Below are 22,780 nucleotides of genomic sequence, written 5' to 3' on the forward strand. Positions count from 1 at the left end.
AACTTTAAATAACCAGATATTAATCAAATGTTTGCATGTTTTCGTATTCGACGAAAGGCGAAGCTGGCGGCGCGGCTATCGGCCATTTGTTGCCGATGGTTTTCGCCATCATCGGCAACAAATGGCCGATGAATAAAGCCTTCCTAAATGATGTCTAGGGAACGAGAAAATCTTCACGGCGCAACTGATGGCGCTGCATCTTCTGGTTGAGCGTGCGGCGGGGCAGGTCAAGCTCTTCCAGTACCGCTTGAATATTACCGGCATGGCGCTTTAGCGACTCTTTCAGAACCGTGGCTTCGAATGCTTCCATGCGCGCCGAAAGGGCACTGGCTTGGTATAGCGGCACACTCGACGTTTGCCAGGGCAGATCCAGTCCCAAAATAAAGCGTGTCGCAATATTGCGCAGTTCGCGCAAGTTTCCCGGCCAACGGTGATTACCCAGGGCGGCAAGTAGCTCCGTTGTAGGCTCGAGGAGAGGCCTTTCATGAACCTCGGCGGCTTGGTGACAGAAGTGGCGAAACAGTAAGGGAATATCTTCGCGCCGCTCACGCAAGGGTGGAATCGCCAGCTCGGCAATCGCCAAGCGATAATAGAGATCCTCTCGAAAACTGCCCTCAGCGACCATCTCTAATAAGTTTTCTTTACTTGCCGCCACGACGCGAAGCTGCAGGTGAATCACCTGATTGCTACCCAGACGAGTGATTTCGCCTTCCTGTAGCGCACGCAACAGCTTGACCTGTGCAGATAGCGGCAGTGACTCAATTTCATCCAGGAACAGGGTGCCGTGGCTAGCGGCTTCCAGACGCCCGATGCGCTGCTCTCCGGCCCCGGTAAAGGCGCCTTTCTCATGCCCGAAAAGCTCCGACTCGATCAACTCGCTGTTCATTGCACCGCAGTTCAAAGCCACGAAAGCGCCTTGATTGCCGGTACCGAAATCGTGGAGAGCTCGGGCCACGACCTCTTTGCCGCTACCAGTTTCGCCATTGATAACTATGTTGGCGCGGCTGGCGGCCAGGTTTTCCACTTGGCGTCGTAGCTCCTGCATCAGCGCAGAGTCGCCGAGCAGCCGAGTGTTCAAATAGTTATGCCGCAGTGCCTGCTGCAACTGCAAATTTTCCAGCGCCAGGGCGCGATGCTCCAACGCTCGACGCGCGCACTCTTCCAAGCGCTCAGGATCGAAGGGCTTTTGTACAAAATCCCAAGCCCCCTGCTGAATTGCGGCCACCGCCATGGGCACGTCACCGTGGCCCGTAATCAGAATCACAGGCGGCGGCGTGTCGAGTTCTTGCACGGCGGCAAACAGGGCCAGGCCATCCATCTCCGGCATCTTGATGTCACTGATCAATACGCCGCACTGCTGATCATCTTGAAGTGCCTTAAGCGCTTCGCGGGCACGGGAAAACGCTCGCACCGCTAGTCCTGATACTTCCAGCCATTGACTAAGCGAATCGCGTACATCTGCTTCGTCTTCCACCAACCAAACCGATAGCGTGGCGGCTAGTATGCGAGAGAAGGCGTTAGAAGATGGTTGTGTCATGACGGAGTCTCCTCTCCATGCGGTAACGCCAATCGAAACCAAGCCCCTCCAGTAGGTTGATTGCCAGCGCTAAGCTTGCCGCCAAGATCCTGAACAATACCGTAGCTGATAAACAGTCCCAGCCCTAAACCTTCCCCAACTGGCTTGGTGGTGAAGAAAGGGTCAAACATGTGCTCGATAACCTCTGGGGGCAAACCCGGGCCGTTATCATGAATGGTCAAAATTACTTGCGTCGGGATTATTTCGGCGTGAAGGTAAATCACGCCGTCAGGCGTTTCGTTTAAGGCATCTAAAGCATTCCCAAGCAGATTGGTAAGTAGCTGCTCAAGGCGGACTTCATCTCCGCGTACCAGCAGTGGCTGCTGCCAGGCGCCGTTACGCTCAAGGCGTACTTTTTGTTGCTGAAAGCGTTCCTCGAGTAGCTCAAGCACGAAGTTTAGGCTGGCTTGAAGATCGACACTCTCCAGGCTGCCTCCTTTGCGGGCGAAGAGTTTGAGTTGTTCGATCAGCCGAGCCAGGCGCTTGCTCAATACCTGAATGCGTTGAAAGTTATCACTAGCCATTTCCTGACGACCCATCGCCAGCAGCCGTTCGCCGTTGGCAGCATAGGTACGTATGCCGGACAGTGGCTGGTTCAGCTCATGGGCGATACCTGCCGCCATGGTGCCCAAGGCGGCCAATTTACCTGCCTGAACCAGCTCGGTCTGGGCATCTTCCAATGCCCGGGTACGCTCCTGGACGCGCTCTTCCAGGCGTATATTGGTTTGCTGGATAATCTGCGCCTGAGCATCGCGCATGCGGTGGCGTTTTTGTCGTTCTCGTAGCCACAGGCCGAGTAACAGTAAAGCGGAAAGTGTTATCAGACCGGCCAAAAGCATGTTGCGGGCACTGGTATAAAGCGGCTGCACTGGGCTCAGGTAATGCATCGACCAGCCAAGCGTGGAAAGCGATGAGGAGGTGATCAGAAAACGTTCGTCTTCTCCTTGAGCCTCCATTACCAGGGTGTCGTCAGGAAGGCGGCGTCCCAATAGGGGGAGCGGTTCATCAAGAAATTGGCGTTGGGCATTAATCTGCTCTAAGGCGGCGTCAGAAAGTTGATCGATGTGCCCAAAACGCCACTGCTCGCGGCTGGAAAGGATAACTACGCCGTTGGCATCTGACAATATGACGTTTTCATTTGCTCGGCGCCAATCTTCCTGGAGCGCCTCCAGAGAGACCTTGACCGCAAGCACTCCTGCGGTGGCAGTGTCTGAAAAAGTGACGGCGTAAGAGTTGAAGTAACCTGGCTGTCCAGTAGTGCTGCCAACCGCAAAAAATTCACCGCTACCATCCTCCATAGCATCGAAAAAATAGGGTCGGAAGTGATAATCGTGGCCGATGAAGCTTTGCTCGAGTTCGTAGTTGCTGCTGGCCAGCGTGACCCCTTGGTCATTCATGAGAAAGATCGTTTCGGCGCCGGAGCGTTCGGCCACCAAGGCCAGATGCTGGTTAGCCTGCGTCAGAAATATATCATTGGGTTCGCGAAGCGCTGCATGAATTAAAGGGTGTTGGGCGAGTAGCCCGGGCAGGTAGGTAAAACGCTCTAGCGCCCCTTGCAGGCTGCTCGTGTAGAGCGCCAAGCGATTTTCAGCGTGACGATGTGAATCGGCTTGGACTTGGCTGTATTGCCAATACCATAACCACCACAGACCCAAAAACACCAGCGCTGTCAGCGTTGGCAGAACCAGGGCACGTAGCAAGGTTTTCCTCGTCACTATGCTTACCTCAAAGGTCGAATCTATGCAGGCTGGTGAGCTTATCACCTGGGCGTGATCAGTCCCATTTTCGGTATGCGTTTTTCCGGGCTCTATCGATGTGATGATCGCTTTGCCACTATGGCGGGATACGGTTTGCAGAGGGCATGCAGCTATCCAGAGAGGGGTATGCTTAAATCGTCACAATATCCGCGGCAATCTAGGCCGGTATAACCGGGATTCTCCCGGTTACCGTTGTCGCGTTTGAGAGGTTTCATGTTGTTAAAACTCCTTCTCTGGGTTATCCGGTTGTTGGTGCTCTTAATGGTAGTGGTGGCCTTGCTGCCATTAATACCCAGCGGTCAGTGGTGGATCAGGCTGTGGGATTTTCCACGACTGCAGCTAACGGGCGCGTTGGTCTTACCACTACTGCTGCTAGGCGTGCACGCTTGGCTAAAGCGCCCAACAAAAGAGCACGCCGTGTGGGGAGTGGTCATCCTTGCAGTGGGAGGGTGGCACTTAACGCACATCCTGCCATTTACATCCGTTTGGTCGACCGAGGTGCCCACCGCTGAGGTTCAACCCGGCGAAAACCAGACGACGTTAAAAGTGCTAACGGCAAATGTTGACTACAAAAATGATCAGTACGCTGAGGTAGTGGCAATGGTTCAGCGCGAGGATCCCGATTTACTACTGCTAATCGAAATTAATAGCGCTTGGGCTGATGGGCTAGCGCCACTTGATGAGGAGTACGCCCATAGGGTAGGGGAGGTGCGCGATGAGGGCCTTGGGATAGTGCTATGGTCACGGATTCCGCTGCTGGAGCAGGAGATTGAATATTTGGTCTCTGAGCGTCGGCCTTCCATTTTCGCAACGATTGATGTGCCAAACATCGGGCCAGTGCGCTTCGTTGGCGCCCATCCGGTTCCGCCAGGTCTGCAGGAACGAACCGTCAGCAACGAGGACGAACGACGGGACAGCCGAGAACGCGATGCAGAGCTCATGCTTATTGCTCGTCATGTGGAAAAAGACCCAGACAACCGCTGGATCGTCACCGGTGACTTTAATGACGTTGCGTGGTCTGACACCACCAAGCTTTTCGCTGACTTGAGTGATCTCAAAGATCCCCGCCGTGGCCGGCGATTGCTCAGCACCTACCATGCGGAATACCCATGGTGGCGATACCCAATTGACCATCTTTTCGTTTCTGACGGTTTTCATCTTATTGATATCGACATAGTGAAGGTGCAAGGCTCTGACCACTTTGGCCTCTCTACCACGCTTACCGTTGGTCGCAAAGATCAAGGAAGGCCTGAAGCTTCCGCAGAAGAGGAGCAGGAGGCCGAAGAGATGGTCGAGGAGGGAGCTGAAGACGCTGCAGAACATGATGGTGGTTAATCGATGACGCGGTAATAAAGGCTCGACCTTCTGAATTTTTTCAATGCATAGGGTTGCTGTTGATCAACTGCGTTTTAAAAATTATCCCCATCTATCGGTGAGATAACTTCTACAGTTATTCAACAGAAGCTCTACAGTTTAATTGCCATTTGTAACCGTATCGACTAGCTTAGTTACGACGGGTGCGCTAAAAAAACCCTGATGCTGGCTTACTCAATCGTTTCTGAACACCACTGACTGCGGCTTGGCTCACTTGGTGCGCTCCAGTTTCAGCCCAGTCAATTTGGGTTAACCAGCAAGGAGGACATCAAATGTCGATAACATCAGAAAAGCAATTACCCGAAGCAGTAGCGGCCTGGCGTGACCCGGAAATGGACTCGGTGAAAGGTACCGAGACACCCAAAGATCCGAACAAAGGTTACATTGCCTTACTTGGATGGAGTATTAACGCGATTAAGGCGGCGCAAAAGTTTGACCGTCGCTATATCGTCGTTGCTCCCGAATGGGCTGAGGATTTCTGTGCTGCGAACAATATACCGTTCATTTCCTGGGATTTTATTCGCTTGAATGATCGTTCCATGGAGATTGCCGAAAAGTTGAAAGCTGAAGGCGTAGACGTCGCCATCCCACTGTTTGAAGAAACCGTTGAGTGGTCAGGTGCCATCAACTCCGTACTTCTCGACAGCCCACGCATGTTTGGTCAGTCTATTCTATTCCGTGATAAGGCCTTGATGAAGCGCCGTGCCCAGCTTGGCGGTATCCGCGTTGGGATATTTGAAGAGGCGCACGAAAAAGAAGACATCGTCCGCTTTATGAAGCGTGTCAATCAAACGCTGCTCAAGCTTGATGGTGATCCGGATGACCCGATACACGTCAAAGCATTCGATAAAGCCGGTTGTCTTGGCCACCGGATGATCCGAACGTTAGAAGAAATTGATAACATTCCGGATGAGGAGTATCCGCTGCTGATGGAGAGTCACTTGAGCGGCTGGGAGTTTGCCGTTGAAGCCTGGATACACGATGGCAAAATTCAGTTCCTGAATATTTCGGAATACGTGACGTTAGGCTACTCGGTGTTCGTGCCTGCTACCCAGGAGCTTGAGAGCTGGCGCAATGCGATCACCAAACAGATCGAGCTGTTGATCAAAACCTTCGACATCCAGTTCGGCTTGATTCACCCCGAGTACTTCGTGACAGCTGACGGTGAGATGTACTTTGGCGAAGTTGCCTACCGCCCACCCGGCTTCAAAGCTTTCGAACTGATCGAAAAAGCCTACGGTTTTAACGCCTATCAAGCGTCAATGTTGGTGTTCGACCCGAAAAGTACGAAAGAAGAAGTAGCGGCGTTCTTCCCCCGCGAAGTAGTCGATGCGAAGGGTTACGCAGGTTGTTTTGGTGTATACCCACGACGTCGTGTTGTCAGCAAGCTGGAAATGCCTGAAGAGACGATTAATCACCCGTACTTCGAGTCACACGAACTGGTCGCACCGGCAGAAGAGACAGTGCCTGACCGGTCTGCTTTCGGGACTCATTGGGGGCTCATCTTCTTCTTTGGCGACGATCCCATCAAGATGCGCGATCTGCTAAAAGCCCAAGAGGATCTGGACTTTTACGTCTAACGTTCGATAGCGCAATACGCTGAGCTATGGGCGCGTATATCAGTGTCAGGAGTACTCCATAATCCCGATATTGATATAGGCGCCCTTTATTTTGCCAACGCTGCGGGAGTGGCCCCACCAAAAGGCAAGGTAATTCGATTTAATAGGCAGCAGACAGCAAAATGATGACGCCTACACCAGCGAGTAGGAACCCACTGATTTGGCTAATCCGTTCTGCTTGGGGGAGTAGCTTCTCTGCTAGAAAATAAAGGGCTAGTCCTGCCATCCAAACTAGGCTCATAATGCCGCCGACAAACATCAGCAGCATCAAGGCCCAGCAGCAGCCGGTGCAGTAGGCGCCATGGCGGAGCCCCATGATCAGCGCTCCGCCGTTGCCTTCGCGCCATTCGGTCATCAGAAAGCTTAAGGGCGAACGACACTTGTTCAGGCAGGCCTGTTTAAGATCACTGAACTGGAAAGCACCTGCGGTTACCAGCAGGGCGCCTCCAAACAGTGGGGTGACGTGGCCCATGGATGAGCTTAACAGCGCACTCTGCTGCAATGCCCATTGCATGACGGCGGCTGCCACCGCAAACGCCAGCCACACGGCAAGGTAACCTGCTATGAAAACCCAGGTGGCTGCGCTGGCACCTGCCTCGCGTTCGCGCTGCTGGTGGATGCGCAGAAAAGTAAGCAGCATGGGGCTAGCGCTGGGTAGCATCATGGCCACCATCATCACGCTCCACATCACAGTGGCCGTGACCAGCACGCTCATGCCGTCGTCGCCTGTGCTGGCCATCTCCCCATTCATCGGCATTTGCGCGTGCATGCCGTGCATAATCAGGTAACCCCACGCCAATATTGCCACGGTTATCAGTGCTAACCAGGTCAGTAAGCGTTCCCGGGCATGGAGAGTGCTCATCGTCAGTTCCATCGCCAATGCCCCCTCAAGACCCGCTGTAAGCGAAGGGTGAATAAAACGCACTGCGTTCGCTAAGATCAATGTTGATGCCGTAAGCACGGTGCAGCAATGATTGCGACTTGGCCACTACCAGAGACTCGCCCGGCGCTACCGCCAACGGGTGATGATGAATGGTCACCTCAGCGCCGTTCTGGCCCTCCAGGGCGGTAATTTCCGTGTTGGCGGATTGGCCAAGTTTCAGATGTCGATGCCCCTTTTCCACTTCAAACTGGATGGGAAGGTGTTCTACCGCGAGCACCTCGCCGATAAAGGTGGCCAACAGCGCCGGGTGGCCACCAGCCTGGCCGCCGAAGATGCGGCTTAGCGCTTCCTGTTGGGCCTCATCTGCCCGCTGGTCGATATACAGCACGACTTTCCAGTTTCCCTCGGCCATGGGGCCGGGGGAGTGCAGGGCGATAGCCACATTCCTGTCGCCGAGATCCACTGCCTCGAACTGGCCTTGAGTAATGTGCCAGCCCACCAGGGCGGTACATTCACCCTCGGTAGGGCTGCCGAGGTAGATACACGGGCAGGCACCTTTGCAATTGCAGCTTTCGAGGTAGTCGCCTTTCAGGCTCCATTGGGGATTCATGTCGTCTCCTCCTAACGTCGTTGGATGGCTTTTGTGATATTTCTTTTTGGGTATCTCTTGTTATAGCGCTGAATCGCTCGCGGGATGTGAGGAACTGATGAGAATTACGTGAGAATTGCATCTGAGTGTCATCGTTCGGCGCGCAACTACTGTGTCGGGTGGTATTTGTAGCTATGCTGAACTCAGGTATCAGCTAAGCCTGACACGTAGAGAAACCAGCCATGTGGCAATGTACGTCGGATTTGACGACCAACCGGGCCTATCAGGGTTTCGTTGGTCGCACTAATGAGCTTGATACTCTTCGCGGTGTGCTTGCGACGGCAGGGCCTCGGGTGGTGCATGTCTACGGTATTACCGGCATTGGTAAGACGGCACTGCTGGACATATTGGCGGCCGAGGCGGATGACGCAAGTGCTAGCGTCATCCGACTGGACTGTCGCCACATAGAGCCCACCGAACCTGGATTTTTACATGCGCTAGGTGTCGCCATTGGGGATGGCGGATCGGGGGTGGATACGCTGGTGGAGCGATTGGGCCTGCTGAGCCCCACAGTTCTTCTCGCGCTGGACACCTACGAAGTGTTCAGGCTGCTCGATACCTGGCTGCGTCAGGTATTTGTCCCGTTGTTGCCGGATAACGTACGCATCGTCTTTTTCAGTCGCCAACGCCCTCTGGATGTCTGGTTTTCAGCGCCGGGCTGGGGGCGCTTGGTTCAGAGTGTGCCGGTACAGCCGTTGAGCCCGACGGAGGCTCAAGTGCTCCTTAACTTGCATGGCATACAAGAGGAAGACGCGGTCTCCCTGATCCGGGCCGCCCATGGTCATCCGCTGGCGCTGAAACTGGCGGCCACCGCCAGCCGGGAAAACCACGCCCGTTCGTGGCCGCAAGAGACGGTGCTACAGCACGCGGTTGATGAACTGAGTCGGATGTTTCTTGCCGATGTGGAAGATTCGGCGAGCCGACATGTGCTGGAGGGCGCCGTGGTGCTACGCCGGGTGACGGTCTCTCTGTTACAGGCATTGTTTCCGGAACTCGATCCCCAGGATGCCTACGAGCGGCTGCGCAGGTTGCCCTTTGTGGATGGCATGCATGATGGGCTGATTATTCATGAGGCCGTGCGTGATCCGCTTGCCCGCTCCCTGCATGCCAGCGACCCTAGCCGCTACCTGGACTATCGTCGGTCGGCCTGGCGACAGCTGGTCAGCGAGTCGCTATCCGCGGCCAGTGACGATCTCTGGCGCTATACGGCGGACATGCTCTACCTGATTGAAAACCCCGTGGTGCGTGAGGCGTTTTTCCCCACCGTGACGGCGCTTCACAGCGTGGAAGCGGCACAGCCTCAAGACGATGAAGCCCTTACCGGGATTGTCCGCGCCCATGATGGCCGTCAGGCCAGCGAGTTGCTGCTGCAATGGTGGCGGCGCTTGCCTCAAGCGTTTTCCATCGTGCGGGGCGTGACCGGGGAGGTCGAAGGGTTGTATTGCAAACTGCGCTCCGATCAGGTTGAGCCTAGTTGGTTACTCAACGACCCGGTGACCGCCCAGTGGTATTCCCATCTTGAACAGTCGCCTATGCGGTCGGGCGAGGTGGCGTTATTTTGTCGCCGCTGGCTAAGTCTCAATGAAGGCGATTCACCCAGTGAAATACAGGCGGCTATCTGGCTGGATCTTAAGCGAAGCTATATGGAGCTGCGCCCTGGGCTGCGGCGGGTCTATCTAACAGCGACCGATCTTGGCGCCTACCAACAAGTGGCGCAGCGGTTGGGGTTTGAAGTCCTTGGCGGATGGGAGGTGGAGCTGGATGGTCTTTGCTATCCGAGTGCGGTGCTCGATTTCGGGCCGGCGTCTGTGGATGGCTGGCTAGCGGAGCTTGCCGCGGCAGAGCTGGGCATAAAGCGTGATCCTGCCTTGTTAGATGTCGAAGCCCGGCAACTGATGTTAGCGGAAGGCTCCGTTGCGCTGACGCCCCTGGAGTTCGGTGTCATGCGCTATTTGGTCGAACACCAGGGTAAGGCAGTGTCCCGTCGTGAGCTGTTGCAGCATGTCTGGGGTACCCGATATCAAGGAGGCAGCAATGTGGTTGATGCCATTGTACGCACCTTGCGCCGCAAACTTGGCAGCCAGTCTGCGCGGATAGAGACGTTGACTGGAGTGGGTTATCGGCTGAGATAATCGATTGTCGTCTATCAGGCAGTGGTTATCATACGTAGTTTCTCCTGGGAAAATATCATGGCTTGCTGGCCCCTTGGCGTTATCGGTCAATGACTCCTATGTTGGTGGAAAGACACGGGAGGAATAATAATGGATGCACTAGCGAGAAAACTGGGCCTCAAGACGGATCCCATCATTTTTTTCACGTCCGCAGGGATCATGATCCTTTTTCTTGTGGTGCTACTGATTGCGCCGGGCCCCATCGGGGCAGCCTTTGGTGCCGGGCGGGAATGGATTGTTACCAATCTTGGCTGGTTTTTTATTTTAGGGGTGACAAGTTGGGTAGCGTTTCTGCTGTGGGTGGCGCTTAGCCGGTTCGGGGCGATCCGCTTGGGGGGCAATGATGCAAAACCTGCCTACAATAATATCTCCTGGTTCACCATGCTGTTCGCAGGCGGCATCGGAACGGTGCTGATGTTCTGGGGCGTGGCCGAACCCATTTCCCACTTTTCTAATCCACCCAGGCCGGATGTTGTGCCTTTCTCTGTGGAAGCCGCCGACGATGCCATGAGTTTTTCGATCTACCATCTGGGGCTACATACCTGGGCGATTTTCGCTATGCCCGGACTGGCTTTTGCTTACTTTATTTATCGCTATAATCTGCCGATGCGTTTTAGTTCAGTATTCTATCCGCTGTTAGGCGAGCGCATTTATGGCCCTCTCGGCAAATCTCTGGATGTCTTCGCCATACTTGGCACCCTGTTTGGCGTAGCGGTCTCTATCGGCCTGGGCACCCAACAGATCAATGCGGGGCTAACGGAGTTGTTTGGTATTCCAGATGCCGTTATCACCAAGGTGTTCATCATTGCCATGCTGACGGCTGTCGCTGTGGGATCGATTGTGGCGGGGCTGGATTCAGGCGTGAAACGGCTTTCTAATATCAATATCGCCATGGCCGTCGGCCTGTTGTTGTTTGTACTCTTTACCGGGTCGACCGTTTTCCTTTTGCGCGCTGTGGTCGAAACCTTTGGTCTCTACATAACGAACCTGCTGCCCATGGCTTTCTGGAATGACACGCTGGCAAGCTATTCCAGGGATGGCGGCGCCTGGGGGTGGCAGGGTAGCTGGACGGTATTCTATTGGGCCTGGACAGTGACGTGGTCGCCTTTCATCGGGATCTTTGTGGCGCGAATTTCACGCGGGCGCACAATCCGCGAATTCGTCCTTGGTGTGCTTTTTGCCCCCTCTATCTTCACACTGGTTTGGTTTGCAATTTTTGGTTGGTCGGCAATGGAGATCGACGGGATTGGGCCCGATGCTCGAGAAGCACTGGGAGAGCAGGCAGGTATCTTGTCTGCCGCCGTAGGTGAAAGTATCCCCCTCGCTATGTTCGCATTCTTCGAGAGCTTCCCGGCCGCTACGTTAATCCAGGGCTTGGCTGTTGTGATCGTTGCGATCTTCTTTGCCACGTCATCAGACTCTGCGTCCCTGGTTGTCGATATGCTGTGTACCGGCAGTGCGGATCCCGGACCATGGCATCAGCGTGTTTTCTGGGGTGTTTCGGAGGGTATGCTGGCAGCGATGCTGATTGTGCTTGCTGGCGAAGCCGGGCTTACTGCTTTGCAGGAGGTGATTACCGTTGTTGGCCTACCGATGTTCATTTTGGTGTTTGCAATGATGTTTGCGTTATACCGCGGCCTGTCCCAAGAAGATCTTAGCGAAGTGCAGGTGGGGCGCCCGCCCAGACGTGAGGAGTTAGCGCCGGATGAGTAGATGAACGCTTTCTAGTCTGCATACCTGAAAATCCTCACTGCTATGTTCGTTAGCGCACGGTAAATGTGCGCTTTAAGGCTCATCATTAAAGCAAGCGAGGCAAAGGATATGCCTAAACAAGGATGTTGCGCGATGCGCTGCAAGGGAGGCAGCGTCCCTCCCTGAAATAAATTGTTCGGTTATAACTCATTCTTCGCCCCGCTCTTTGTCCTTTGGCAGCAGGGGTAGCTCTAATGCTGTCTTTTTGCGAGTGGATTGCTACCCCCAGCTTAGAACTAACCTGTACAAGGAGGTTATATGCCGACATCTTCAAATAGCCATGATCGTCTGACCAACTTGCAACAATTTGGGGCTGACCCCGGGTCGCTGCATGCGGACACCTATATACCGAAGAACTTCCCCAAGAATGGGCCGCTCGTCGTCGTGCTTCACGGCAGCACCCAGTCGGCGGAGGGTTATGACCGCGGGTCAGGTTGGTCGACTCTTGCCGATGAGAGCGGCATAGCACTGCTGTATCCAAAGCAAAGAAAAACCAATAACCCTATTAGCAGCTTCAACTGGTTCAAGTCTGGCGATAGCCGTCGAGGCGGCGGTGAACCACTCTCTATTCGTCATATGATCAAGCAGGTTGTTGATGATCACGCCATCGATTCCACGCGGGTGTTTGTCACCGGCATGTCTTCAGGTGGTGCCATGACATCGGTGATGCTGGCGACTTATCCAGAGGTGTTTGCAGGAGGTGCGATCATCGCTGGTCTTCCCTATCGTAGCGCGGACAACCTGATAGAGGCGATGGTTCGCATGAAGGGGTATGGAGGCCCATCGGACCACCGGCTTGACGCGCTTGTGCGTGGCGCTTCAACTTTCGACGGCCCTTGGCCAACAATTTCGGTCTGGCATGGGGGCAGCGATTCGACCGTTGATAACGCCAACGCCGATTCTATTGTTCGGCAGTGGCAGCAGATCCACAAAGTTGAAGGGCCACCGACACGGGTAGAGCAAGTGGCCGGTTTTCCCCGCCAGGTCTGGTGCAATGCGGATAGGCAGGAAGTGATCGAGGAGTACATCATCGAGGGGATGGGCCACGGAACGCCAATCATGGCCGGAGGCGACGAAGGCCTCGGAGAAGCAGATAAGTATATGCTGGAAGTCGGCATTTCGTCGACTCGGCATATAGCGCATTTTTGGGGGCTTACGGAGTAGGAGAGCGTTAGCCGGGTGTGCCTCGCCGCTACCGCTTTTTACCGCCGCCTCTAAACCCAAGCGCTATATCAGAACTATCACAAGAACAAACCTACCTCGTTAACTTTCCACGCTGAGAAGCTCGCTCAGTTGCTGCTGAGAAAGGCGTCTATCAGCCATGTAGTAGAGTATGTCACCATCTTTGAGTGGGCGGTCGTTGGCGGGATTGAGCATATTACCTTCGCCGTCGCCACTGCTATTGGCGAGCCCCAGTACGGTGGCGTTATAAACCTTTTTTGCTTGCATAAATAGATCGCCAAAGGTGGCGCAGGCAGGCGGTTGGCTTAACCTGGTTTGGTACTGGGTAGCGCCACGATCAACCGCGAGTAGTTCGTTAACGACCCGCGAAATTCCCGCATCAGAGGCTGAGCGTACCAGCATTTCCAACGCTAAGGCCTGGGTGCATTCGATGCCGGGCAAAGTGCGCCGTAACATCGCTGCGGTGTCGGGATTGGCGCAGTGGGCGACGATATGGGCGTTTTTTGCTTTAAGGCTGTAGGCACTCAGCGCGACAGTGGCCACTCGATCATCGCTGGTGTCGTAAATGATGATGCGGCTGGCGCTTTCGACACCCGCTCGCTTGAGAAGCTCGGCATTGGAGAAACTTTCCCCTTTAATAAACTTTAAATCCGCAGGGCGTGGGTTGCTCATCTCTTTGGTAACGCAGAGCACGACTTCATCCGGCAGGCCTTTATCGGCTTTAAGAATGTCCAAAATGCGCTCGGTAGTTTCGCCGTGCCAGCCAATGACAAGGGTGTGACCGGACAAGTGGCTGAAATCGCCTTTACCTTGCATCTGTAATCTCCAAAAATTTGAAAGTGTGACGGTGGCTTTACCGATCAAGGCAGCGAACAGTGAAATGCCGCCTGGAATGAGATAGATCGTAGCGATCCACTTCCCGGCCACGGTTGTTGGGCTGAAATCGCCGAAACCTACGGTGCTAGAAACAACGACATAAAAATAAACCCAGTTGGTAGCGGAGTCGGCCACCGATTCGCCGACCAGTGAGAAAAGCATCCAGGTGGTGCCCATATGGGCGAGCACAATAAGAAGCAAAAATGTCCACGAAATTTGTAGCGTAGAGGCTTTAAGAACGCGGAGCAGTCGCTGAATAACAGGCATGGTGGTCTCTTACGGTGATGGTGTGTCAGCCCAGTTTTCGGCATGGGAATTGAGTGATGATAAAAGAGTGACCCGGTTCCTTCGCTGTCGCTGGCCCTATCATCACCTTTAAAATAAAAATGAGCTGTTGAAGCGAAACAATACGCGCCTGCTAGCGTACTCGTAATAAACAAAAGGGCCGCTATTCGCGACCCTTTCATATTTGCTAACTGGATTTATTAAGCAAAGTGTTTGGCAATCCAGGAAAATGCGCTATCGGTTAGCGATTTTTTACCGTGGTGTTCTCGGTGCTGGCTCCATACCATGCCACCTGACACGACCACTAGGCTCATCAACATGCCAGCAAGGATAAGTTCATTCATGGCTTATCATCCTCATCTGAGGTTTTATCACGCTCAACGTAACCATAGCCGAAAGACCCTACAAAGATCAAGATTATACCTAGCCCCACACCGAGCCAAACGTTATCGGTATTCAGGCTGGGGTTAGTGACGACCCAGCCAGCAGTGAAGCAAGTAGCGACCACAATGACCCCAACGTTGCGAGTCGCCTCTAAAAACTGTTGACGAGTCGCTCGGGCGCCGATTCTACGGCGATGGGCCGAGGCCCTGCGTTCTTGTAAGCTTTTCGTTAGCCTGGCACGCAGGGCCTCTTGTGGGTCTTTACCGCCATGAGGTTCTTTCAAGCCATCACCTGCCATTAATCCAGCAAAATCAACGTGAAAATAATGTGGTATTAAGATCCTGCCTTATTCACTTGGGTGCCGCGTATGCAGTCACCGTAGACCATGGTGTCGCCAGCCTTCTCTGCCAGTTGGCGACAGTCTGCGGTTCTTGATGAAGTGGGGCCTGAACTGCAGCCTGCAAGTATAAAGGTAACCTGGCAAAGGGCGATGAGTGCTTTCATTGATGACTCCTTGTCAGCAAATAATCCATTCGACATTTAACCTTATAGGCGTTGCATGTGTCGATGTAATGCGAGGGAACATCGTGCTTAACCTGAATGTCATAGCTGAAGTTTTATTTTTTAGGATAAGCATATGGATCGTGTATTTGCATGGGATCACCACCACAGTCAGATCGTTTACCGCATTCCCGGTCATCAGTATGAAGATGGCCGGGAAGATAGCGCTCTCTCTCCCGTATGGCTGCCCGCGGAGGAATCAGATTTACCCGAGGGGGTAATGGTTGAGGATCTGCGCAAAGTATCCGTTAAGGAGTAGCCGCGGCGTGTTCTGAACAGCTGCTTTGCGCGCTATTCAACGCTTTCAAACAGAGGATTTTCAGGCGTACAAAATAGATTGTGTTTGGCTAGTGATCGGCTAATATGCGGATGTTAGTCCCACCATCTCTGGATATGCCGCCATGTTAAAAGGTTTGATCGTCTGTTTTGCGGTATTGTTTGCGCAATTGGCGGTACTGCACGTGATTGATGCTCGTATCTATAATTCTCCTCAAGATGCGCGTCAAACGGCGGTAACCTCCGTTACACCACATAAAGATGAAAAAGAAGACGAAGAAGAGGTGCAAAGCTAAGCAGTGGTTATCCTCGATCCGGTTTTTGAAGCCGGTGAAGTATAACCTAGCCTTGCTAGCAACCCTTTGGCGGCGCTGGGCGTCGCCAAAGGGGCGGTTTGAACGATCAATAAGTAGAATTTTTTTCATCTTTTGGTGTCCAAACGAAGTGCTTAACAAGCATAGACAATGCTTACAAAGCGGTTTTAACGTTGAATAACCATTGGTGAAGGGGAGTTCTCGATACAGACAAAGGCTTGCGTCTGGAACTCGGTAACGGCATGCTTGTCAGTTGTTGGAAATACCATTAGGGAGCATGAACACATGGCTTACAACGATTTACGTACGGCACGTCCTCAGTCGAGTGGCGTTGCCAATAGTGTTAGCACTAACAAGGTATTGCGTAACACCTACGCGCTACTGGCAATGACGCTGCTGTTCTCAGCAGTCACCGCGGGTGCTGCTGTAGCCCTCGGCATCCAACAAATGAACATCTTCGTGTTCTTGGTTGGTGCCTACGGCTTAATGTTCCTGGTACATAAAACCGCAAATTCTGCGGCCGGCTTATTAGCAACGTTCGCCTTTACCGGCTTTATGGGGTTCACGCTTGGGCCGATTCTTTCTGCCTACCTGACCCTGCCTAATGGCGGTGCGTTGATTATGAACGCGTTGGCCATGACCGGTCTGACGTTTGTTGGTCTTTCCGCGGTAGCGCTTACCACCAAGAAAGACTTTAGCTTTTTGAGCAACTTCTTGATGGCGGGCGCCATCGTGTTGATTCTGGCCATGGTGGCTGGGTTCTTCTTTAACATCCCGGCGCTTTCATTGATGGTGTCAGCTGGCTTTGTACTGTTTGCTTCAGCAGCCATTCTGTATCAAACCAGCGAGATCATTCATCGCGCAGGTGAAACGAACTACATTCTCGCTACGGTGACGCTCTACGTATCCATCTACAACCTGTTTGTTAGCCTGTTGTCGATTTTGGGTATTATGAGCAGCGATTGATCTAAGCAAGCGATAGACGATATGACAGGCCCTATTGCTAGGGCCTGTCTTTTTTTAGGGTAACTGTTACCAGGTATTATCATGATGCAGTACGGCTTATTGGTGATGGGGGCGCCGTATAGCAGTCCAGCACCGCACTCTGCATTGCGTTTTGCCCATGCCGTTCTAGCGCGAGGGCATCAGATTGCCGGTGTTTTTTTCTATCACGACGGCGTTCATAATGCATCATCGCTGATGGCTCCTCCCCAGGATGAACTCAACCTCAGAGAAGCCTGGATTGAACTGCATCAGCAGCATGCGATTCAGTTAGATGTCTGTATTGCCGCTGCGTTGCGACGAGGTTTGATGAGCGAATCGGAAGCACAGCGACATGGCAAGCAGGTCGTTAATGTAGCACCTCCTTTCGAGTTGACAGGGCTAGGGCAACTGCTTGAGCTACAGCAACGCGCTGATCGCCTGATTACCTTTGCTTAGAGGAGAGCCAATGGCGACACCTGATGCACTATTAGTGATAATTCGCCACGCGCCCCACAGCTCAAACTGGTTACGTGAAGGGTTAGATGCCGCACTGGTGGCGGCGGCCTTTGGACAACCCGTGCATTTGCTGTTTATGGGGCAGGGTATAATGGCACTGCTGAAAGAACAGGGCAGTGGTGCGCCGGGGCAAAAAGCCACGCTGCCCACCATTGATATGTTGGAAATGTATGATATTGACAAGCTTTGGGTGACCGAAGAAGCGCTGCAAGGGATGCATCTATCCGCCGATTCACTGGTAGAGGGCATCACCCTGATAGCGGATCAGGAAATACCAGGGCTGTTACAGCAGCACACCCAGATACTTAACTTTTAGGCCTAGTGAGAGAATTATGATCTTACACATCCTCACCAAAGCGCCTGATAGTATTGTCGCTACTCAAATGCAGCAAGCGATAGGGGGGCAGGATGCCGTGCTGCTGATCGAAGAAGCGGTAACAGCTGCCCTTGATCCCTCCTGGCAGGCATGGCAGCAGTGTCAGTCGCGCATATTCCTTCTATCGGAAGACCTTATAAGCCGCGGGCTTGCCAGCATTGCCACGGATAATGAGCTGCCCACGCTAGAGATGGATGGCTTTGTGGCGCTCACCGAGCAGTATGAAAAGACAGTTACCTGGTACTAAGATGTCTGACACGAAAATATACCGTTATCTTGATTCGCAAAAAAAATATCCGCTAGACCCAGAAGGATATCTCGTTAACCAGTCAGAGTGGGACGAATCTGTCGCTCATTTAATGGCTGAAGAAGAGGGGTTAACACTTACCGCTGAACACTGGGAAGTCATCGAAGTCGTGCGGGCATTTTATCAGCGTTACGAAATGGCTCCGGCGATGCGACCGCTTGTGAAAGCAACCAAAAACGCACTGGGTGAAGAGAAAGGGCGTTCCATTTACCTGATGCAGCTTTTCCCCGGCAGCCCGGCAAAGCGAATTGCCCGCTTGGCCGGTTTGCCGAAGCCTACCAACTGCCTATAACCCGTGTAAATGGCTCGCTGGTTCTCGAATAGCTTAGGCCACATCACCGCGCGTACAGACCGACAAAACAACGGCATCGTCTGGACTAGTGGATACCAGTGCATGGCCCATATCACTATCAAAATAGATGCTGTCGCCCTCAGCTAGCACTAATGGGGCGTAAAATTCGGTGTAGAGCATAATATCGCCATGCAGCACCATCAAAAACTCTTCGCCATCATGGCGTACCCACTGGTGATACTCGTCAAAGCTGCGTGCACGTACGATGGTTTTGAAGGGAATCATACGTTTTTGGGCGAGTTGATGGCCCAATAATTCGTGCTCGTACGTGGGCGTGGGGTGCAGTTGCCCTTTGCCTTTACGAGTTAGATCGCGCCGCCCCATGGTATAACGTTCCCGCTTGGGGGGCGTGAGCAATTGAGGCAAGTCGATGTTGAGCCCGGTAGTGAGTTTTTGCACCACGCTAAAGGTGGGGGAGACTTGATCGTTCTCAATTTTAGACAGCGTTGAGCGGGCCAGCCCAGTGCGCTGGCTAACCTCTTCCAACGTCCACTGATTAGCGAGACGAATTTGTTTGAGCCGCTCGCCTAAACGCAACGGCTCAACAAAGGGTTTGCTTCCCGATGCAATACGCAGCGCGGCATGCTCTTCAGTCGTAGCGGTCATAGGTCGTCACATTGGCTGCGTTGTCTAACGGTGCGTGTCTATAGGCGCGCGTAAACGAACATCATATCACAGCAAAGAAGCGGCTAAGAACGGCTGGCAGAAGCAAGAGCGCTGACGCTTGCTTAGGGCACTTCAGCAAACGGCAGCCCCAACAGCGCTTTTAGATGTGCCTCAACGCCACTTGCCAGTGACTTCGGGTTATAGCCGCCTTCAAGCACCGATACAATGCGATTATCGGCATACAGGGTGGCGATCTCCATGGCTAGATGGGTAATCCAGTAGAAGTCTTCATCCTCTAAACAGATATCCCCCATGGGGTCATCACGGTGAGCGTCGAAACCCGCGGAGAGCATCACCAAGTCAGGTTTAAAGGCGTGCAGGGCAGGTAGCCAGTGGTTTTCGATGATGCGCCGGAACTCTGGGCCATCGGTGCCCACTTCAAGCGGGGTATTCACAACGTTTTGCCACTCGCTGCGCAAATAACGCCAGGGGTAAAACGGATACTGGAAGCTGGTGCAGATCAGTATCTCAGGATCATTTTTAAAGATATCGATGGTGCCATTGCACTGGTGAACATCAAAATCCAGTATAGCGATACGCTTGGCACCATATTTGGCTCGCGCATGGGCCGCCCCCACGGCGATATTATTGTAAAAACAGAATCCCATCGCATCGCTGGCTTCCGCATGGTGGCCTGGTGGTCTAACCGCACAAAAAACGTTATCCGCCTGACGCTTAAATACCTGATCTACCCCACGAATAACCGCTCCCGCTGCAACCCGTGCGGCTTGTAAGCTGTCAGGATTCATCATGGTATCGCTATCTAGCGTAACGATGCCTTCGGTGGGCAAGCACTTCTCTAGGGAGCGCAAATGGCGCAAGGGGTGTACTCTGGCAAGAGACTCCTCGCAGGCTGCCTTGGCATCGGCCTGCATGGTTTGCTGTAATAACCCAACAAGCGATAGGCGAGCGCGAATAGCCTCCAGACGCTGAGGGCTTTCAGGATGCTCCGGCCCCATGTGGTGCAATGAGCAGTCTGGGTGGGTAAGGTAGGCGGTAATCATTCCAACGCTCCATTATCATTGATGCCACCTTAATCGCCTTCAGGGCCTGGGCGACAGTGTCAATAAGTCGTACAGCCGCGATTCATGTCAGGGGAGACGCATTTTGAGTACGCGCTTTTTACACCATTTTTTCGAACCTCGCACACTAGCGGTGTTTGGCGCCTCTGAAAAACCCGCGTCGTTGGGCGGTCTAGTGCTGAGAAATATTCAGGAGGGTGGCTTTAAAGGGCCGCTCTGGGCAGTCAATCTAAAAGGCTACTCCCAAGTCTTCGGTGTGCCGTGCGTCAGCCGCGTAAGCGAGCTACCCGAAGTGCCCGACTTAGCCGTGGTCTGCTCGCCGATTGAAGGTGTGCCTAGCCTGATTAAAAAGCTTGGGCAATACGGTGTCAAAGCGGCCCTGGTGCTCTCGGGCGGGGCTTACCTGGATCGAGATAAAGGCAATCAGGGTTCCATTCGCGAACGAATGTTGAGTGCGGCACGCGTCTCGGGTATTCGTGTACTCGGCCCCGAGTGCATGGGGCTAATTGTACCGGGCAAAAAGCTTAACGCCTCTTACGCCAGTCAGCCGGTGAAAGCGGGCCGCGTCGCTTACCTGGGCCAGTCCGGCATGCTGGCCAATGCGATGATTGATTGGGCCGCCGGGCGTGATGTGGGCTTTTCGCACTTGATAACCGTTGGCGACAGTGTCGATGTGCTATTGCCAGACCTGATCGATTACGTTAATCAATTCTCGCCCGCTCAGGCCATTATGCTGCACCTTGAGCGAATCAGCGACGCCCAGCACTTTATGACCGCCGTGCGTGATGCATCACGTAATCGTCTGGTACTGGCAATAAAAAGCGGCCGCACCCCAGAATCGGATATATCCGGCATGTCACCCACGCCTGGGATTGCTAACCGTGACGTGGTGTTTGATGCCGCTTTTGCTCGGGCAGGGGTGGTGCGGGTAAATGATTCCGATGAGCTGCTTGATGCGCTGGAAACCCTGTCGCGCATGAAACCCCTGAAGGGCGATCGTCTGGCCATTGTCTCTAACGGTTTAGGGCCCGCCATGCTGGCGATCGATAAGCTGATTAGCGCGGGCGGTAAATTGGCTGAATTTAGCGACGAAACCCAGGCAGCGCTGCACCGTAGCGAGGTCGATATGAGCAAGCCGGGCGAGAACCCGGTGGATCTGGGCGGCAATGCCTCGCCCGAGCGGTTTGTCCAAGCGCTGGAGATTGTCGCTGCTGACGCCAACGTGGATGCAGTACTCGTGGTACACGCGCCTACCCGGATGGCGCCATCGCTGGTCACTGCCCAGGCGCTGATCGATAACCGCAAGAAGTTCCGCCGCAACCTGCTCACCAGCTGGATGGGCTTAAAAGAAGCGCTCAATGCTCGCCATATCTGCAATTTAGCCGGGATTCCAACCTATATTTCACCTGAAAAAGCCGTTAAGGCGTTTATGCATATGGTGATTTATCAGCGCGTTCAAGCGCTGCTGCAGGAGATCCCGCCCAGCCTGCCGTTTTCCACTAGCCCGGAAATACGCGCCCAGTGCCGTACGCTGATTAAGCAGGCAAAAGAGCAGGGCAGGCAAACCTTGACCCACTCAGAAACGGCCCAAGTGCTTGAAGCCTATGGCATTCCCACGGCGCCCAGCGTCTATTTGGCCACCCCCGATGAAGCGCTTGCCCGCGCTGCGGAGATCCCTGGCACCAAAGCGCTGAAAGTGGTTCATGAAGGCAACTGTCGCCCTTATCGCTACCGCAAGCATCCGCATAAAATTTCAGCGGGCTTGCTACAGGATTTGGACACGCCCGAACAGGTGGCGGATGGGGTTCGCCAGCTAGGCGAGAAGGTCGCTGAGAAATTTCCCGAGTACGCGATCCGCGAGTACTGTTTGCAGCCCATGCAGCGTGGCAAGCACTCAATGCAGATTTGTGCCGGTATTACCCGTGACCCTGTCTTCGGCCCACTTATCGTCTTTGGCATCGGCGGCTATAAGGTCAACGTGCTGGCTGACCGCCAGGTGGCGTTGCCGCCGCTCAACATGAGCCTGGCCGCCGATGTGGTAGGAAGAACCCACGCCGCCTCATTAATTCGTGAACACTCCGCCGACCCAGAGCGTGACATTCAGCATTTATGCCAAATGCTGGTCAAACTATCGCAAATGGCCTCCGATCTAAGCGATCTACGGGGTCTGGAAGTAAATCCTCTGCTGCTGAATCGTGACGGTATGGTCGCCGTCGATTTCGCCCTGGATCTTGGTTCGCCATCGCGCTTTGCGATCATGCCGTACCCTGAAGAGCTGCGTGAATGGGTGACGCTGAAAAACGGCTGGCAGGTCGAGGTAAGGCCTATTCGTGCCGAAGATGCCCATTTGATTACCACCTTCCATCGCCAGCTCTCGGAAGAGAGTATTCGTTTCCGCTACTTCCACAATAAGTCCAATTTAACTCAGCGCGACCTGTCGATCCTGTCGCATATCAATTACGACCGTCAGATGGCGTTTATCGCGGAATATTTAGGCGATGAGGGCAGCAAAGAGATGCTTGGGGTGGTGCGGGTATGGAATGACCCGGACAATATTCGTACCGAGTTCTCGGTCATTATTCGTGATGACCTTCAAGGGCTGGGCATTGGCAGCCTGCTAATGAAGAAGATGATCGATTACTGCACGAACATCGGCACTCTGGAAATGATCGGCAAAATTATGGTCGATAACCATCCAATGCGGGCGCTAATGAAACACTTAGGCTTTAAATGCCGCTACAACATGGAGGAGCAAGTGATTGATGCCGTGCTGCGTCTCAACGAGCCCGAAAGTGAATGGCAGCGGCACCGCCTTGAGAGCCTACCGGATTAGGCATTTGAAAAGCTTTAAAAACGATAAGGCCTGCGTATAAAACACAGGCCTAAATTGTGAACTTG

General features: G+C 53.7%; 23 protein-coding genes. 13 read left to right on the forward strand and 10 right to left on the reverse strand.

The window, feature by feature from the left end:
- Window positions 1-154: 154 nt before the first annotated feature.
- Both AC4EYZ_RS24625 and AC4EYZ_RS24630 read right to left on the reverse strand, forming a co-directional pair.
- Window positions 155-1,537, reverse strand: coding sequence for a sigma-54-dependent transcriptional regulator (locus AC4EYZ_RS24625; protein ID WP_474192106.1), 1,383 nt, complete (start codon window positions 1,535-1,537; stop codon window positions 155-157).
- Entirely contained in the window at window positions 1,534-3,291 is a 1,758-nt protein-coding gene (locus AC4EYZ_RS24630; protein WP_490204061.1) for a sensor histidine kinase, read from the reverse strand. The genes AC4EYZ_RS24625 and AC4EYZ_RS24630 overlap by 4 nt, the downstream gene beginning before the upstream one ends.
- A gap of 255 nt (window positions 3,292-3,546) precedes the next feature.
- Here AC4EYZ_RS24630 and AC4EYZ_RS24635 point away from each other — a divergent pair, with 255 nt between their 5' ends.
- Complete coding sequence (locus AC4EYZ_RS24635; protein ID WP_233973978.1) at window positions 3,547-4,668, forward strand: endonuclease/exonuclease/phosphatase family protein; 1,122 nt, start codon at window positions 3,547-3,549, stop codon at window positions 4,666-4,668.
- A 311-nt stretch (window positions 4,669-4,979) separates the two neighbouring features.
- The gene (locus AC4EYZ_RS24640) at window positions 4,980-6,287 is read left to right on the forward strand and encodes an ATP-grasp domain-containing protein (RefSeq protein ID WP_009287860.1); all 1,308 of its coding nucleotides are present in this window, start codon (window positions 4,980-4,982) and stop codon (window positions 6,285-6,287) included.
- Window positions 6,288-6,426: 139 nt separating this feature from the next.
- Here the strand turns inward: AC4EYZ_RS24640 and AC4EYZ_RS24645 are convergent, their stop codons facing one another.
- A complete protein-coding gene (locus tag AC4EYZ_RS24645; RefSeq protein WP_233973979.1) occupies window positions 6,427-7,188 on the reverse strand; it encodes a DUF2182 domain-containing protein in 762 nt (253 codons plus the stop codon).
- Window positions 7,189-7,213: 25 nt separating this feature from the next.
- Window positions 7,214-7,819, reverse strand: coding sequence for a DUF1326 domain-containing protein (locus AC4EYZ_RS24650; RefSeq protein WP_039859884.1), 606 nt, complete (start codon window positions 7,817-7,819; stop codon window positions 7,214-7,216).
- Between the two features lie 221 nt (window positions 7,820-8,040).
- On the opposite strand from AC4EYZ_RS24650, the gene AC4EYZ_RS24655 reads away from it, so the two are divergent.
- The 3 genes from AC4EYZ_RS24655 (at window position 8,041) to AC4EYZ_RS24665 (ending at window position 12,945) form a co-directional block, all read left to right on the forward strand.
- Window positions 8,041-9,990, forward strand: a complete 1,950-nt coding sequence (locus AC4EYZ_RS24655; protein ID WP_414126792.1) for a winged helix-turn-helix domain-containing protein — start codon at window positions 8,041-8,043, stop codon at window positions 9,988-9,990.
- A 129-nt stretch (window positions 9,991-10,119) separates the two neighbouring features.
- A complete protein-coding gene (locus tag AC4EYZ_RS24660) occupies window positions 10,120-11,742 on the forward strand; it encodes a BCCT family transporter (RefSeq protein WP_041159481.1) in 1,623 nt (540 codons plus the stop codon).
- 297 nt (window positions 11,743-12,039) lie between these two features.
- Window positions 12,040-12,945 (forward strand): extracellular catalytic domain type 1 short-chain-length polyhydroxyalkanoate depolymerase, encoded by a 906-nt coding sequence (locus tag AC4EYZ_RS24665; protein WP_041159480.1) that lies wholly within the window; start codon window positions 12,040-12,042, stop codon window positions 12,943-12,945.
- Window positions 12,946-13,044: 99 nt separating this feature from the next.
- On the opposite strand, the gene AC4EYZ_RS24670 is transcribed toward AC4EYZ_RS24665, so the two are convergent.
- The 4 genes from AC4EYZ_RS24670 to AC4EYZ_RS24685 form a co-directional block, all read right to left on the reverse strand.
- Window positions 13,045-14,106 (reverse strand): ion channel, encoded by a 1,062-nt coding sequence (locus AC4EYZ_RS24670; protein ID WP_233973982.1) that lies wholly within the window; start codon window positions 14,104-14,106, stop codon window positions 13,045-13,047.
- A gap of 218 nt (window positions 14,107-14,324) precedes the next feature.
- Window positions 14,325-14,468 carry a hypothetical protein gene (locus AC4EYZ_RS24675; protein WP_155705851.1) on the reverse strand — a complete coding sequence of 48 codons (144 nt, stop codon included), beginning with the start codon at window positions 14,466-14,468 and terminating at the stop codon, window positions 14,325-14,327.
- Window positions 14,465-14,791: a hypothetical protein gene (locus AC4EYZ_RS24680; protein ID WP_141224391.1), complete on the reverse strand. Its 327-nt coding sequence runs from the start codon at window positions 14,789-14,791 to the stop codon at window positions 14,465-14,467. The genes AC4EYZ_RS24675 and AC4EYZ_RS24680 overlap by 4 nt, the downstream gene beginning before the upstream one ends.
- Before the next feature lie 50 nt (window positions 14,792-14,841).
- A complete protein-coding gene (locus AC4EYZ_RS24685) occupies window positions 14,842-15,012 on the reverse strand; it encodes a hypothetical protein (protein WP_161793664.1) in 171 nt (56 codons plus the stop codon).
- 133 nt (window positions 15,013-15,145) lie between these two features.
- Here AC4EYZ_RS24685 and AC4EYZ_RS24690 point away from each other — a divergent pair, with 133 nt between their 5' ends.
- From AC4EYZ_RS24690 to AC4EYZ_RS24720, 7 genes are all read left to right on the forward strand, one after another.
- Window positions 15,146-15,328, forward strand: coding sequence for a hypothetical protein (locus AC4EYZ_RS24690; RefSeq protein WP_027959445.1), 183 nt, complete (start codon window positions 15,146-15,148; stop codon window positions 15,326-15,328).
- A 142-nt stretch (window positions 15,329-15,470) separates the two neighbouring features.
- Window positions 15,471-15,641 (forward strand): hypothetical protein, encoded by a 171-nt coding sequence (locus tag AC4EYZ_RS24695; protein ID WP_022523446.1) that lies wholly within the window; start codon window positions 15,471-15,473, stop codon window positions 15,639-15,641.
- A gap of 303 nt (window positions 15,642-15,944) precedes the next feature.
- Window positions 15,945-16,625: a Bax inhibitor-1/YccA family protein gene (locus AC4EYZ_RS24700; RefSeq protein WP_022523447.1), complete on the forward strand. Its 681-nt coding sequence runs from the start codon at window positions 15,945-15,947 to the stop codon at window positions 16,623-16,625.
- A gap of 84 nt (window positions 16,626-16,709) precedes the next feature.
- Window positions 16,710-17,099, forward strand: coding sequence for a sulfurtransferase complex subunit TusD (tusD, locus tag AC4EYZ_RS24705; RefSeq protein ID WP_474192019.1), 390 nt, complete (start codon window positions 16,710-16,712; stop codon window positions 17,097-17,099).
- Window positions 17,100-17,109: 10 nt separating this feature from the next.
- Window positions 17,110-17,475, forward strand: coding sequence for a sulfurtransferase complex subunit TusC (gene tusC, locus AC4EYZ_RS24710; RefSeq protein ID WP_041159477.1), 366 nt, complete (start codon window positions 17,110-17,112; stop codon window positions 17,473-17,475).
- Window positions 17,476-17,491: 16 nt separating this feature from the next.
- Complete coding sequence (gene tusB / locus AC4EYZ_RS24715) at window positions 17,492-17,782, forward strand: sulfurtransferase complex subunit TusB (RefSeq protein WP_041159476.1); 291 nt, start codon at window positions 17,492-17,494, stop codon at window positions 17,780-17,782.
- A 1-nt stretch (window position 17,783) separates the two neighbouring features.
- Window positions 17,784-18,134: a TusE/DsrC/DsvC family sulfur relay protein gene (locus tag AC4EYZ_RS24720; RefSeq protein WP_233973984.1), complete on the forward strand. Its 351-nt coding sequence runs from the start codon at window positions 17,784-17,786 to the stop codon at window positions 18,132-18,134.
- 33 nt (window positions 18,135-18,167) lie between these two features.
- Here AC4EYZ_RS24720 and AC4EYZ_RS24725 read toward each other — a convergent pair whose 3' ends face one another.
- Complete coding sequence (locus AC4EYZ_RS24725) at window positions 18,168-18,800, reverse strand: helix-turn-helix domain-containing protein (RefSeq protein ID WP_009287864.1); 633 nt, start codon at window positions 18,798-18,800, stop codon at window positions 18,168-18,170.
- A 122-nt stretch (window positions 18,801-18,922) separates the two neighbouring features.
- A complete protein-coding gene (locus tag AC4EYZ_RS24730; protein WP_009287865.1) occupies window positions 18,923-19,864 on the reverse strand; it encodes a histone deacetylase family protein in 942 nt (313 codons plus the stop codon).
- Between the two features lie 103 nt (window positions 19,865-19,967).
- Here AC4EYZ_RS24730 and AC4EYZ_RS24735 point away from each other — a divergent pair, with 103 nt between their 5' ends.
- Window positions 19,968-22,715: a bifunctional acetate--CoA ligase family protein/GNAT family N-acetyltransferase gene (locus AC4EYZ_RS24735; protein WP_414126793.1), complete on the forward strand. Its 2,748-nt coding sequence runs from the start codon at window positions 19,968-19,970 to the stop codon at window positions 22,713-22,715.
- The last annotated feature ends 65 nt before the right edge of the window (window positions 22,716-22,780 follow it).

The sequence above is a fragment of the Vreelandella sp. 162(4c) genome, from assembly GCF_058152265.1.

Excerpts from the sequence above, each read along its gene's own strand:
- AC4EYZ_RS24660 (WP_041159481.1), top strand. The coding sequence starts at position 10,120 with ATGGATGCACTAGCGAGAAAACTGGGCCTCAAGACGGATCCCATCATT.
- AC4EYZ_RS24655 (WP_414126792.1), top strand. The coding sequence starts at position 8,041 with ATGTGGCAATGTACGTCGGATTTGACGACCAACCGGGCCTATCAGGGT.
- AC4EYZ_RS24730 (WP_009287865.1), bottom strand. The coding sequence starts at position 19,864 with ATGATTACCGCCTACCTTACCCACCCAGACTGCTCATTGCACCACATG.
- AC4EYZ_RS24645 (WP_233973979.1), bottom strand. The coding sequence starts at position 7,188 with ATGAGCACTCTCCATGCCCGGGAACGCTTACTGACCTGGTTAGCACTG.
- AC4EYZ_RS24700 (WP_022523447.1), top strand. The coding sequence starts at position 15,945 with ATGGCTTACAACGATTTACGTACGGCACGTCCTCAGTCGAGTGGCGTT.
- AC4EYZ_RS24665 (WP_041159480.1), top strand. The coding sequence starts at position 12,040 with ATGCCGACATCTTCAAATAGCCATGATCGTCTGACCAACTTGCAACAA.
- tusD (WP_474192019.1), top strand. The coding sequence starts at position 16,710 with ATGCAGTACGGCTTATTGGTGATGGGGGCGCCGTATAGCAGTCCAGCA.
- AC4EYZ_RS24725 (WP_009287864.1), bottom strand. The coding sequence starts at position 18,800 with ATGACCGCTACGACTGAAGAGCATGCCGCGCTGCGTATTGCATCGGGA.
- AC4EYZ_RS24670 (WP_233973982.1), bottom strand. The coding sequence starts at position 14,106 with ATGCCTGTTATTCAGCGACTGCTCCGCGTTCTTAAAGCCTCTACGCTA.
- AC4EYZ_RS24650 (WP_039859884.1), bottom strand. The coding sequence starts at position 7,819 with ATGAATCCCCAATGGAGCCTGAAAGGCGACTACCTCGAAAGCTGCAAT.
- AC4EYZ_RS24635 (WP_233973978.1), top strand. The coding sequence starts at position 3,547 with ATGTTGTTAAAACTCCTTCTCTGGGTTATCCGGTTGTTGGTGCTCTTA.
- AC4EYZ_RS24695 (WP_022523446.1), top strand. The coding sequence starts at position 15,471 with ATGTTAAAAGGTTTGATCGTCTGTTTTGCGGTATTGTTTGCGCAATTG.
- AC4EYZ_RS24685 (WP_161793664.1), bottom strand. The coding sequence starts at position 15,012 with ATGAAAGCACTCATCGCCCTTTGCCAGGTTACCTTTATACTTGCAGGC.
- tusB (WP_041159476.1), top strand. The coding sequence starts at position 17,492 with ATGATCTTACACATCCTCACCAAAGCGCCTGATAGTATTGTCGCTACT.
- AC4EYZ_RS24625 (WP_474192106.1), bottom strand. The coding sequence starts at position 1,537 with ATGACACAACCATCTTCTAACGCCTTCTCTCGCATACTAGCCGCCACG.
- AC4EYZ_RS24640 (WP_009287860.1), top strand. The coding sequence starts at position 4,980 with ATGTCGATAACATCAGAAAAGCAATTACCCGAAGCAGTAGCGGCCTGG.
- AC4EYZ_RS24690 (WP_027959445.1), top strand. The coding sequence starts at position 15,146 with ATGGATCGTGTATTTGCATGGGATCACCACCACAGTCAGATCGTTTAC.
- AC4EYZ_RS24720 (WP_233973984.1), top strand. The coding sequence starts at position 17,784 with ATGTCTGACACGAAAATATACCGTTATCTTGATTCGCAAAAAAAATAT.
- AC4EYZ_RS24675 (WP_155705851.1), bottom strand. The coding sequence starts at position 14,468 with ATGAATGAACTTATCCTTGCTGGCATGTTGATGAGCCTAGTGGTCGTG.
- tusC (WP_041159477.1), top strand. The coding sequence starts at position 17,110 with ATGGCGACACCTGATGCACTATTAGTGATAATTCGCCACGCGCCCCAC.